The organism is Vagococcus elongatus, from assembly GCF_003987645.1.
Classification (GTDB): Bacteria; Bacillota; Bacilli; order Lactobacillales; family Vagococcaceae; genus Vagococcus_A; species Vagococcus_A elongatus.
The window spans coordinates 24,301-35,645 of the sequence record NZ_NGKA01000024.1 but is presented as its reverse complement, the minus strand read 5'-3'; the positions used below and the strand labels follow the sequence as shown (position 1 = coordinate 35,645).

The 11,345-nt window shown below is 39.0% G+C and carries 13 protein-coding genes; 2 read left to right on the top strand and 11 right to left on the bottom strand.

Annotated elements, in window-relative coordinates; all coding sequences use genetic code 11:
* Positions 1-459 precede the first annotated feature (459 nt).
* The 3 genes from CBF29_RS12140 to CBF29_RS12130 all read right to left on the bottom strand — a co-directional run bounded on the left by CBF29_RS12140 (position 460) and on the right by CBF29_RS12130 (position 1,888).
* Positions 460-825: a hypothetical protein gene (locus CBF29_RS12140; protein WP_126809989.1), complete on the bottom strand. Its 366-nt coding sequence runs from the start codon at positions 823-825 to the stop codon at positions 460-462.
* Positions 826-909: 84 nt separating this feature from the next.
* A complete protein-coding gene (locus tag CBF29_RS12135) occupies positions 910-1,281 on the bottom strand; it encodes a CvfD/Ygs/GSP13 family RNA-binding post-transcriptional regulator (protein WP_126809988.1) in 372 nt (123 codons plus the stop codon).
* Positions 1,282-1,306: 25 nt separating this feature from the next.
* Positions 1,307-1,888 (bottom strand): peptidylprolyl isomerase, encoded by a 582-nt coding sequence (locus tag CBF29_RS12130; protein WP_126809987.1) that lies wholly within the window; start codon positions 1,886-1,888, stop codon positions 1,307-1,309.
* Between the two features lie 156 nt (positions 1,889-2,044).
* On the opposite strand from CBF29_RS12130, the gene CBF29_RS12125 reads away from it, so the two are divergent.
* Both CBF29_RS12125 and CBF29_RS12120 read left to right on the top strand, forming a co-directional pair.
* A complete protein-coding gene (locus CBF29_RS12125) occupies positions 2,045-3,034 on the top strand; it encodes an NAD(P)/FAD-dependent oxidoreductase (protein WP_126809986.1) in 990 nt (329 codons plus the stop codon).
* A gap of 78 nt (positions 3,035-3,112) precedes the next feature.
* Complete coding sequence (locus tag CBF29_RS12120) at positions 3,113-3,607, top strand: phosphatidylglycerophosphatase A family protein (protein ID WP_126809985.1); 495 nt, start codon at positions 3,113-3,115, stop codon at positions 3,605-3,607.
* 28 nt (positions 3,608-3,635) lie between these two features.
* On the opposite strand, the gene CBF29_RS12115 is transcribed toward CBF29_RS12120, so the two are convergent.
* The 8 genes from CBF29_RS12115 to CBF29_RS12080 all read right to left on the bottom strand — a co-directional run bounded on the left by CBF29_RS12115 (position 3,636) and on the right by CBF29_RS12080 (position 11,344).
* Positions 3,636-4,274, bottom strand: a complete 639-nt coding sequence (locus tag CBF29_RS12115) for a TIGR01906 family membrane protein (RefSeq protein ID WP_126809984.1) — start codon at positions 4,272-4,274, stop codon at positions 3,636-3,638.
* Positions 4,271-5,035 (bottom strand): TIGR01457 family HAD-type hydrolase, encoded by a 765-nt coding sequence (locus tag CBF29_RS12110; protein ID WP_170170073.1) that lies wholly within the window; start codon positions 5,033-5,035, stop codon positions 4,271-4,273. Before CBF29_RS12110 ends, CBF29_RS12115 begins: the two co-directional genes overlap by 4 nt.
* A gap of 16 nt (positions 5,036-5,051) precedes the next feature.
* Positions 5,052-5,684 carry a YutD family protein gene (locus CBF29_RS12105; RefSeq protein WP_126809982.1) on the bottom strand — a complete coding sequence of 211 codons (633 nt, stop codon included), beginning with the start codon at positions 5,682-5,684 and terminating at the stop codon, positions 5,052-5,054.
* Positions 5,685-5,717: 33 nt separating this feature from the next.
* Complete coding sequence (locus tag CBF29_RS12100) at positions 5,718-7,091, bottom strand: bifunctional metallophosphatase/5'-nucleotidase (RefSeq protein WP_126809981.1); 1,374 nt, start codon at positions 7,089-7,091, stop codon at positions 5,718-5,720.
* A gap of 65 nt (positions 7,092-7,156) precedes the next feature.
* Positions 7,157-7,903, bottom strand: a complete 747-nt coding sequence (locus CBF29_RS12095) for a tyrosine-protein phosphatase (protein WP_126809980.1) — start codon at positions 7,901-7,903, stop codon at positions 7,157-7,159.
* Positions 7,904-8,255: 352 nt separating this feature from the next.
* Positions 8,256-9,230 carry an ABC transporter ATP-binding protein gene (locus CBF29_RS12090; RefSeq protein ID WP_126809979.1) on the bottom strand — a complete coding sequence of 325 codons (975 nt, stop codon included), beginning with the start codon at positions 9,228-9,230 and terminating at the stop codon, positions 8,256-8,258.
* 3 nt (positions 9,231-9,233) lie between these two features.
* Positions 9,234-10,301, bottom strand: coding sequence for an ABC transporter ATP-binding protein (locus CBF29_RS12085; protein ID WP_126809978.1), 1,068 nt, complete (start codon positions 10,299-10,301; stop codon positions 9,234-9,236).
* Between the two features lie 14 nt (positions 10,302-10,315).
* The gene (locus CBF29_RS12080) at positions 10,316-11,344 is read right to left on the bottom strand and encodes an ABC transporter permease (protein WP_425469902.1); all 1,029 of its coding nucleotides are present in this window, start codon (positions 11,342-11,344) and stop codon (positions 10,316-10,318) included.
* Between the last annotated feature and the right edge of the window lies 1 nt (position 11,345).

Below are 11,345 nucleotides of genomic sequence, written 5' to 3'. Positions count from 1 at the left end.
CGCCGCCAGCGTTCGTCCTGAGCCAGGATCAAACTCTCAATAAAAGTATGATAACATCTTGCGATGTTTAGCTCATTAAATATTTTGCTAGCGAATTGACTTCACTAAATTTAGTTTGGTTTTACTAGAAGTAAAACCCCCTACACATTTGGTTCGTCTTATTCATTGTTCAGTTTTCAAAGGTCTACGTGACAACCTGACAGGCTGTCTGTTGTCTTTTTGCGACAACTTCTAAATATTATCATTATTAGTTGAGTATGTCAACTAATTTTTCTAACTTTTTTTAAAAGTTTTTTACGTACGCTTTTTTACGAGACAACTTTATTAGTTTATCACAATGAACCAATCCTGTCAAATTGTTTTTAAACAAAAAAACTTTTTAACGAAAATCGGTTGATATAACACCTATAATACTATACCAAGTTTTTCGTTAAAAAGCAATTTTTTTGAACTTATTATTTAGTTAAAAATTGGAACTCCGGTCACTTGACGGCGACTCAAAACTTTCCTCAAATTGCAAGGTAGCTCCCACTTGTAACCAGAAGGATACTCAAGTTTCAAATATTCTTCCTCTATTTCAAACACATAAAAAGGTATTTTTTGTTTCGCCACTTGTATGTTAGTTAACTCCACCAAACTGATTTTTTCCAAATCTACATGGGCTTCATTTTTCAAAGCCTCTAGAATACACGCTAAACTTGTACGTTCCTCATCAATTGAAGCCATAATAAAATCTAACCGTTCTGAATTTTCATGCAATAAAAATCTCTTTCCCCCATTTTTTTCATTCAAAATCACTGTGCCAGCTACAAGTTTGTTCTGCAAAAAAATCCCACCTCTTACTTTGCTGATTTTCATGAAAATTAATATTGCTTTCAATAGAGACTATAACATATTTCAGGAAAAAATTCATCCATTATTCGTTAGGTTTTCTATCGCCTGCTCAATCCATTCAGGCATAGCTTTATCCAATGTGTTGAAACCAATTTTATTTTTTGGATTCGTAAAAAATCTTTTTCTTTTAAAAGAATTCCCAGCAGGGTAGGGTTCCAAAGCTCTCAAGGACAAACTGATTTTCTTAGAATACTCATCAATATCAATGATTTTAACAGTGACATTTTTTCCTACAGATAATACTTCCCTTATATTTTTGATGTAGCCTGATTTTACTTCAGATATGTGAACCAACCCTTGTTTTTTTTGATCTAGAGACACAAAGGCTCCGTAAGGTTGAATTCCTGTGATAACCCCTTCAACGACCATGCCAATTTTATAAGTCATCGGTGCTCAACCTCCATTCTAAAAATTAATCAGAAATTTCAATAGTTGTGATGACGATATCTTCCAAAGGTTTGTCTTGAGGACCTACTTGCACCTCAGCTATTTCATCCACAACTTCCATGCCTTCCATCACGTGACCAAAAACAGTATGACGGAAATCTAACCATGGTGTGCCGCCTTTTTTATATGCCTCTATGATTTCATCAGGAAATCCAGCATCTTTCAATTGAGTCAGCATTTGTTCTGGAGCATTAGTATTTTGGACAATAAAAAATTGACTGCCATTAGTGTTAGGTCCAGCGTTCGCCATCGATAATGCCCCGCGCAGATTGAATAGTTCACGTGAAAATTCATCTTCAAATGCGTTGCCGTAGATACTTTCTCCGCCCATGCCGGTCCCAGTCGGGTCTCCCCCTTGAATCATAAAGTCTTTGATGATTCGATGAAAAACAACACCGTCATAATAACCTTTTTTCGCCAATTCAACAAAATTGTGAACTGTTTTCGGTGCCTGTTCTTCAAAAAGTTTTACTTTTACATCACCTTTATTTGTTTTAATTAAAGCCACTGGCCCTTTCGCTTCGGTTAAATTCAGTTGTAAAAACATTTAGCCACTTCCTTTTCTTTTTTTCGCTTCCTCCATTCTAACTTAAATTTGGAAAAGTCGCCATTATTTATTTTGAAACAAAAAAATGTTGTTCGACCTGTTTTTCGTTTATACTATACGGATAGAGTATTTAAGTATTTTTTTGGAGGTAAATACATGTCTCAAAAAGAAGTTTTTGATATCACGATTATCGGCGGGGGGCCGACTGGTTTATTTGCGGGTTTTTATGCCGGGATGCGAAATGCTAAAACACTATTAATTGAAAGTCTGCCACAGTTAGGTGGTCAATTAGCAATGCTTTATCCGGAAAAACATATTTACGATGTCGCCGGATTTCCAGAAGTTCCTGCCCAAGAATTAGTAGATAATTTAAAAGAGCAGGTTATGAAATTTCATCATACTATTGCATTAAACGAAACCGTCCTAGGAATTACGCCTATAGACGAAAAACAAATAGAAGTAACTACAACTAAGAGAACTTACCTCACCAAAACAGTGATTATCACAGCAGGAAATGGTTCTTTTCAGCCAAAAAGACTGCAAGTCGAGGGAAGTTTACTTTGCGAAAACCGCTCCCTTCATTACATTATTTCTGATATGCAGAAATTCAACGGAAAAAATGTGATGATTTCCGGTGGTGGCGATTCTGCCATTGACTGGGCATTGATGCTTGAACCAATCGCTAACTCTGTTACGTTAGTTCACCGAAGAAATCAGTTTCGTGCACATGAACATAGCGTAAAACAGTTAAACCAGTCAAAAATTCAACTTCGCACACCGTTTGTCATAAAAGAATTATCCCATGATCAAGGGGAAATTTATTCGGTGAAAATTGAAAATCCCAAAGATAAAATTCAAGAAATCATGCCTATAGATGATTTGATCGTCAATTTCGGCTTTAGTTCTTCTCTGGGACCGATCAAAGAATGGCAGCTGGCACTCAAAGGACAATCAATTTTAGTCAACAGTGATATGTCCACGAATATCCCCGGCATCTATGCCGCTGGAGATATCTGCACTTATCCCGGAAAAGTAGACTTGATTGCAACAGGTTTTGGCGAAGCGCCTACTGCCGTTAATAATGCTCTTCACTATGCTATGCCCGAATTACGCATCCAGCCCGGTCATAGTACAAGCATGTTTTAATTTTTTACAATTTCTTGCAATTAGCTGGATTTAAAGCTATGATAAATTTTATGAAAAGCTTTTTAGGAGGGCAGTTAGATGGCAACGAGTAAAGATATTTTAGAAAAAAAATCCCGTCAACTTTTACATGAAAGAGGAGTTGAATTAGAAGATATAGCTAAATTAGTGTATTTTTTACAATCTCCGTATGTTAAAAATCTGAACTTTGAACTTTGTCTAGAAAACGTCAAAGCTGTTTTGAAGAAAAGAGAAGTTCAAAATACTATTTTGACTGGTATCCAGTTGGATATTCTTGCTGAAAATGGCGGAATGCTATCTCCATTACAAGAAATCGTCGAAAGTGATGAAGGACTTTACGGTATTGATGAGATTATGGCTCTATCTATCGTTAACGTTTACGGTTCTATCGGCTTTACAAATTATGGCTATATCGATAAGGTTAAGCCGGGAATTTTAAAAGAGCTGAATGAAAAGAACGGAAAAAGCGTCCATACGTTTCTTGATGATATCATCGGCGCCATTGCTGCTGCAGCCGCTAGCCGACTGGCTCATGCACAGGAAGGTGTGGAATAAAAAACTAGCTCGTACAATAATGTATGAGCTAGTTTTTTGATTTAAATTGACGTCTCCCGATATAGATAATCCCTAAAATGATTAGTTCAAATAATACAATGGCTAAAATAAAGCTATGAAAAAAATATTGCTCCGGTAAAGCCAAAATAATGGGATCAAGTTCCGGATCAAAAATCCACGCATCATTATTAAAAAAGACATGATGAAATGTGGTAAAAAATTTATCAAATCCTACAAACATAAAGAATCCTAAAAAAACTGGCACCAAAGCGGCAATGGTGAGCCCATTATTTAAAATCCACAGACGCTTTTCTTTCCAGAGCTTGCGTAAAAACATCGTCGATGGGATCACCGTCAGTAAAAAAACACCATAGTTTAATAAAAACAGCTTCTTCACTTCCCAAAAATGAAATGCTCCCGAAGCGGAAACAGGAAAATCAGTCATTTTCAGCTGACTGATCCATGGGAAATTTAAGTAACTCATGAGTTCACGATAATTTTTTAACAGTTCTTCTTGTGATAAAGCCACTCGATCTAAAATATCAAGATGACCAATATCAAATACGTAGAGGGGAAAAGCATTAATCGTAATGGTGATAGCTAACGTAATCACCGTCAGCATAAGACAGGCAAGACCAACTTTCTCTTTCCAGTTTGTCCGAATCATAAAATACTCCAATCAGCTAAAGACTCGAGAACGTAGGTAGGAGCTGTCGGCAACTGAGGAACCTCTTCTTTTTGTGTAAAGCCGCTCAAAACCAGTAATGTATCAACACCATTTCTGATGCCCGCTTGAATATCTGTCAGATAGTTATCCCCAACCATCAACACTTCCTCTTTGGCCAACCCCAGACGTTCAATCGCACTGTCCATGATTGCTGTTTCTGGTTTACCGATGATTGTCGGCTTCACCCCTGTACTTGTCTCAAAGAAAGCAACTAATGAACCTGCGCCGGGCAACAAGCCTCGTTCAGTAGGAATATTTTTATCGGGATTCGTGCCGATAAAATGCGCACCTTTTTGTACTGCTAAAGTGGCTATTGTCATTTTTTCGTAATCAATGCCTGGATCTAAACCAACGACCACATAGTCAGGATTTGTTTCTTCCCACTGAAAACCAGAAGCCAAAATCAACTCCACCAGTCCGGGAGCCCCGACGACATAAACTGTCCTGCCTTTATTTTGATGATTCATATAGTCCACCGTTGCGTTCCCCGCCGTAAAAATCGTCGAAGCCGGAACGTGGATATCAAAATTTTCTGACAAGTTTTTTTGGACAGTCTCAGGGGTTTTCGTTGTATTATTTGTTAAAAACAGGAAGGGCAGCCCCTTCTCCTGTAACTTTTCAATAAAATTTTTGGCAGCAGGAATCGGTTCTTTCCCACGATAAACAGTGCCGTCCAAATCAATTAAATACCCTTTATACACTACAGACAACCTCTTTCTACCCCTGCTCTTTTTGCCGAATCGTGAAATGGCGTTCGCTAGATTTTTTCTCTTTCACTGGGGACTCATGTTTTTTTCCACGCTGATTAGGTTTAGGCTTGGCAGGCTGATTCGTTTTGCCTTTTTTCTGATTTTTAAAATTTCCCTGATTTTTCTTTCGGGTCTGTTGTTTTGGTGTGCGCGGTTTGCCTTTTTTCTCTTTGACATGCGCCGCTCTTTTCTCCACAACTTCTTTATCTTTTTCTACTTTTTCCAAAACAAAGTAAGCACAGCCAAAATTACAGTATTCATACAAATAATCTTCCAGTGCACTTATTTTTTGATCCACTGCCACTTTTTTCCTGTAATCTTCAAAAAAACCTTTCAGCCTTAATTGGTCAAAGCCGATATCTCCCACGATAAAATCATACTTGTTTAAAACATCGCTATATCTGTCATTCAAACTATCTAAGTCGAAGCCCTCTCTAAAATCAGTCAAAAGTTTATACTCTTTCTGATTAATCATCAGCCTGTCCGCAGAAATTCTGAAAACTGTTTTTGGCGATGTTTCTTTTACTTCTTTTACTTCTTCTTCTGTTTCAGACTGAGGAACTGCTTTTTCGTTTAAGGAATCTTTTGATTTTGTAGTCATCATCTCACCTACTTTGGTTTATTATAATCTTTTTTAATTGCAAGGGTAGTGGTCGCTAATATATTTTCCCACAACTTTCCTTAATAAGGAAGGGCATAGTGCTTCTATTTGACCAAATTTTCTTATGGATGGGAAAAACTTCACAAAAATATAGTGATCCACCATGACCAACTGATAGGTCTCATCATCTTTTATTAGCTGACCGTTGACTAAGCAACTGTCCTCAGTTAATTCAACGTGGCTGGCGACCAGTTCCCCAAAAACTCTTCCACGGAACCCCATACCGACGATTGGAAAATCTCGTAAATAATCCCGTTGTCCAAACATTTCATTCAAAACCGGAAATAAATACTTCCCTAGTAGTTTAACACGAATCAAATGCATAGGATGGGGCAGCTTTTCATGGAGTTCCTTTTTTGTGACCAGGCCTTCTCCGAGACTTCCTAAAAACAAACCTGTATTCAACAAATAAACATCTCCGAAAACATAATGTTCCAATGCTTTGAGACCCTCAGCGGCAAAACTGTTTTCGCCAGTGCTCATTTGATTTGACCATGTTACAGGAAGACAGCCGATATCATCTTTTTCAAGCAGTCGATTACCTTCATTGAGGTAATAGGCAATTTCTTCTTGGTCTTCGGGGGCTTCTGGCAGATCAATTACCGAATAGGTGCAGGCCTCCTGCGAGATTATTTTGCCTTGATCCACTGTCAATTTTATTTTTCCCACATATTCTCCAAATCGGCCTGCCGCTGTTAACAGTGTGTTGCCAATTTTTTCCCCCGTCTCAAGCAAATGATGGGTATGGGAACCGATGATAATCCCAATGTCAGGATAGTGTTCCGCCAAGTGTTCATCATCGATAATTCCTAAATGGAAAAGCAATACAATCACATCTGCCTGCTTTTTCACTTCAGCCAACAGCCCGGGAAGGATATCATCCAAATGTGCTATAGTCCATCCAGAGGGACGATAGCTGAAAGGAAAAGGTGCGGTTAACCCAATCACACCAATCTTGGTCCCCTTTGTAGATGAATAAATTTTATAGGGTACTGCCCACTCAGGATATTCCCCTGTTTGCCGGTCTAATAAGTTGCTTAAAATCACCGGGAATTGCGCCTGATCGTACAAGTGGTTAAGGTCAGCTTTTTCATTGCCGATGCCTTCGTTATTTCCGATCGTCACTCCATCATAACTCACTTGATTCATCAAAAGCACATTCCCTTGACCGTCAGTGGCTTCTGTAAAAGGATGTACACGATCAGAAAAATCTCCGATGTCAAAAGTCAATACCTTGTGATTGGCAGTCTCCTTGAGTTTTTCTTGATTCAAAAACCGTCTGATTTTCGGCCAGTTTTCAAGATGTGAATGTAAATCATTCGTATGTAAAATCGTGATTTCTTCCATATTTTTTCAACCTTCAATTTAACGATAAAAACTATTCCTTGCTTCCAAAGAATAGCTCTCTCTATTCACTCTGTATATTGGAATTTAATTTTATCCACAACATCTTTTGGAACATCTAACCCATCCTTAATAAAACGGGAAACATTACCATAATTTTCTTCGATTTCTTTAAAACTCACGTCTAAGTATGCCGGTTTGACTTCCATCATCGTACGCACCATTTCTAACTCATTGCTGTTTAGTCCGTTTTTCTTCATTTCACTAAGAATTCTCTCGTTGGCTTTTTGACGCAAACGATTGGTCAACAAATAGTCGTGATAAATATTAGATTTTGACACACCCATGATTGACAATAATAAGGCAGCCCCAAATCCTGTGCGGTCCTTCCCAGCAAAACAGTGGAAAATAAACGGGGAGTCTAGCTCTGACACATGTTCTAGAAAAGTTCGATAGCCTTGTCGAGAAGAATCTGTAAAAATAAAATCTTTATATAAGTCTTTCATATAGGAATCGGGATCTGTTTTTCCTTGAATTAAATCTTCCATACTGGCAGAATTCCCGTTTGAATCCTTACAGATATCCAAATTAACAGTCTGTACCCGCTCAAAAGAATCATTGGGGCTTTTCAATTTTTCATCCTCGCCTCTAAAGTCAAAAATGGTTTGAATGCCAAAATCTTTTTCAAACGCTTGATGATCTTTTTTGGATAGGCGGGAAATTTCTCCGCTTCGAAACATTAAATTCTTTTTTATTTTTCTGCCGCTTTGTGTCTCATAGCCGCCGATATCACGAAAATTGGTTAATGTTTTCATCTATTTTACTTCCTTTTCATTTTATATTATCTCATCTTGATTATTCATACCTCTTAATTATATCATATCTTTGCTTCCTTCCTGTAATCCAAAGCCTTTTTAAATGTAGGGATCAGTACTCAATGGAATTTTGGGTTTTTATCTTTTATGACATTCTTTTTATCTTTCAATCTCATAAAAAAACACCCTAACTCTGGTTTCCTCAGCGACAAAAAAAGATGACGCTAAGTCGCGTCATCTCGTTTATATAACTGGCTTAAAAAGGTCTCTTGAGATTAAAAAGGGGGAGTTCTCTTGAGATTTTTAAAACCAGATCATATCTAATAAGGCAAAACTCATGACCAAAGTGACTCTAGACCTCGACTTTTTCAGTCTGAGCTTTTTTGTCAGCCAATTTTTTCTGGAAAACCGGTACTTCTTCTTCACTACAGTACACAAAATGTCCTTCAGAAATCTCCCTTAACTCTCTTTCTGCACCATCGTTTACAGCCGGTTTATAAACAATTCGGCGACGAGTTCTTTCGTGCTCTGGATCAGGAAGTGGGATTGCTGAGAGCAAGCTTTCCGTGTAAGGGTGAACACCAAAATTGTAAATTTCTTCACTCTTACCTACTTCTACTAATTTACCGTAGTACATCACACCGATTCGATCGCTGATATATTTAACCATGGATAGATCGTGGGCGATAAACAAGTAAGTCAGTTTTTTCTTCTGCTGCAACTCCATCAATAAATTCACTACCTGCGCCTGAATAGACACATCAAGGGCGGAGATAGGTTCATCACAAATAATAAATTTCGGCTGCATGGCAAGCGCCCGCGCAATACCAATCCGTTGCCGCTGACCGCCAGAAAACTCATGGGGATACCTTGTGCCATGAGAACGGTCCAAGCCGACCAGCTCCAAGAGATCATTTACTTGCTGGTTACGGTCATCTACATCCGTAGCTAAATGATGGATATCGATGCCTTCCGCGATAATATCCCGTACCTTCATCCGAGGATTCAGAGAAGCATAGGGATCTTGATAAATCATTTGCACGTCCCGACGGAAATGTTCCATGTCGGCACGTCGTTTGATTTTACTTACATCTTCGCCGTCGAACTCGATTTTTCCGGCAGTCGGATGGTAGAGACGGATAATACTGCGGCCTGTTGTAGATTTACCACAGCCGGATTCTCCAACAAGACCGAATGTTTCTCCTTCAAAAATTTGAAAACTGATACCGTCAACGGCTCTGACTTCATCTCTTTGGCCTTCATTAAAGTATTGTTTCAAATTTTCTACATCTAAAATAATTTTCTCTTGTGTTTTATCTGCCACCATTGATTAAACCTCCCTTAACTTCTTCTGCACCAGTTCACGTTCCTTCATAATTTTCTGGAAATGCTGATGGCGATTCACAATTTCCTGAGGAGGTGTCACTTTTGGTGCTTGAGGTGCTAACAACCATGTCGCAGCCTTATGGGTCGGTGAAATCTCAAAGAAAGGCGGCGTCTCTTCAGTATCAATCTGCATTGCAAACTCGTTTCTAGGATAAAATGCATCTCCTGTGGGCGGATCCAGCAAATCTGGCGGAGACCCTGGAATAGCATAGAGACTGTCTTGCGTTTCCAGTGTCGGCATAGAACTCAGCAACCCCCAAGTATAAGGATGCTGTGGATTATAGAAAATCTCTTCTGACGTTCCAATTTCTACAATCCGTCCACCATACATTACAGCTACACGATCTGCCACATTGGCAACGACGCCTAGGTCATGGGTAATAAAAATAATCGACGTTCTTATCTTCTCCTGAATATCTTTCATTAATTCGATAATTTGAGCTTGAATCGTCACGTCTAAAGCCGTTGTAGGCTCATCCGCAATCAAAATTTCAGGTCGGCAAATAAGAGCAATCGCAATAACGATTCTTTGACGCTGCCCCCCTGAAAACTGGTGAGGATAATTATTCAAACGCTTTTCGGCATCAGGAATTCCTACCAATCTCAGCAATTCCAACGCTGTGTTCATAGCTTCTTTTTTTGAAATCTTTTCATGTTTCCGCAAGGGTTCAGCCACCTGTTTGCCAATCGTCATCGTCGGATTTAAGGAGGTCATCGGATCTTGGAAAATCATGGCGATGTCCCGGCCGCGAATTTTTTGCATAGCCTTGTCATCTTTTTTATTTAAATCCTCATTTTTAAACATAATCGTACCAGAGTCTACATTCGCATTTTTAGCCAATAATCTCATGATACTGCGGGTCGTCACTGATTTTCCGGAGCCGGATTCCCCTACGATAGCTAGTGTTTCTCCTCGGTATAAATCAAACTCGACTCCGCGAATGGCGTGAACTTTTCCTGCAAAAGTATCGAATGAAATTTTTAAATCTTTAACTTCTAGAACTTTTTCCATCTCTTCACCCACTCTTAATCTTTCATTTTAGGATCGAACGCATCACGCATTCCATCAGCTAATAAGTTAAAACATATCATGATAACAGAAAGGACAATGGCTGGCGCCCACATCAAATGCGGCAGGAAGCGGAACAGTTTATAGCCCTCACTTAACAACATCCCCAAAGAGGCGTTTGGCGGCGTTAGCCCCAATCCGATGAAACTCAAGAAAGCCTCGAAGAAAATTGCTGTTGGAATACTGAACATCATTTGAACAATAACTACACTGGAAATATTTGGCAAAATATGTTTCAACGCAATGGAGATTTGGGACTGCCCTAAAGTAGTTGCAGCCAGCACATACTCCTGATCTTTGATTTTTAATGTTTGCGCTCTGACAATTCTGGCCATCGTAATCCAGCCAGTCACAGCCATCGCCAGAATAATCGTCAAAATACCTGGCTTGAAAATTGTCAGAAATAGAATCATGACCACGAGATTAGGAATACCAGATAACACTTCCAAAATCCTCTGCATGATACTATCCACTCGTCCACCTTTCATCCCCGATATGAGTCCGTAGGTGACACCGAAACTCAAGTCTAAAATAGCCGCTACAAAAGCGATAATCAAAGAAGCCCGTGTCCCCATGAAAATTCTGGACAGCAGGTCACGCCCTAAACTATCCGTTCCTAAAATAAAATAAACATCTTCAGGAACACCAACTTGTTCATACTTATCCACTCGTTGTCCACGCACTAGCGTAGTCCCGTTAAAACCGTCTACTGAGATTCCAGGAATCTTAGGCGGTAAATTAGCAAATTGTACATTCTGCTTTGTCGGATCTTTAGGAGAAAGCCAAATTGCTCCGAAAGCAATCAACGTGATTAAGCCCAGAATGACCAAGGAAATAACTGCTGCTTTATTCTTTTTCAGTCTTCGCCAAGAATCTTGAAAGAATGTTAATGAAGGCGCAGCAATTTTTTCGCTTTCTGCCGCATCTTGATGCCCTATCAATTCAAATTTTTCTTTGGGTATTTTTGAATAATCCATTTCAGCCATT

Coding starts and splice junctions, on each gene's coding strand:
- CBF29_RS12115 (WP_126809984.1), bottom strand. CDS start 4,274: ATGATTCGGACAAACTGGAAAGAGAAAGTTGGTCTTGCCTGTCTTATG.
- CBF29_RS12080 (WP_425469902.1), bottom strand. CDS start 11,344: ATGGCTGAAATGGATTATTCAAAAATACCCAAAGAAAAATTTGAATTG.
- CBF29_RS12105 (WP_126809982.1), bottom strand. CDS start 5,684: ATGACTACAAAATCAAAAGATTCCTTAAACGAAAAAGCAGTTCCTCAG.
- CBF29_RS12125 (WP_126809986.1), top strand. CDS start 2,045: ATGTCTCAAAAAGAAGTTTTTGATATCACGATTATCGGCGGGGGGCCG.
- CBF29_RS12120 (WP_126809985.1), top strand. CDS start 3,113: ATGGCAACGAGTAAAGATATTTTAGAAAAAAAATCCCGTCAACTTTTA.
- CBF29_RS12090 (WP_126809979.1), bottom strand. CDS start 9,230: ATGGTGGCAGATAAAACACAAGAGAAAATTATTTTAGATGTAGAAAAT.
- CBF29_RS12135 (WP_126809988.1), bottom strand. CDS start 1,281: ATGACTTATAAAATTGGCATGGTCGTTGAAGGGGTTATCACAGGAATT.
- CBF29_RS12100 (WP_126809981.1), bottom strand. CDS start 7,091: ATGGAAGAAATCACGATTTTACATACGAATGATTTACATTCACATCTT.
- CBF29_RS12085 (WP_126809978.1), bottom strand. CDS start 10,301: ATGGAAAAAGTTCTAGAAGTTAAAGATTTAAAAATTTCATTCGATACT.
- CBF29_RS12095 (WP_126809980.1), bottom strand. CDS start 7,903: ATGAAAACATTAACCAATTTTCGTGATATCGGCGGCTATGAGACACAA.
- CBF29_RS12130 (WP_126809987.1), bottom strand. CDS start 1,888: ATGTTTTTACAACTGAATTTAACCGAAGCGAAAGGGCCAGTGGCTTTA.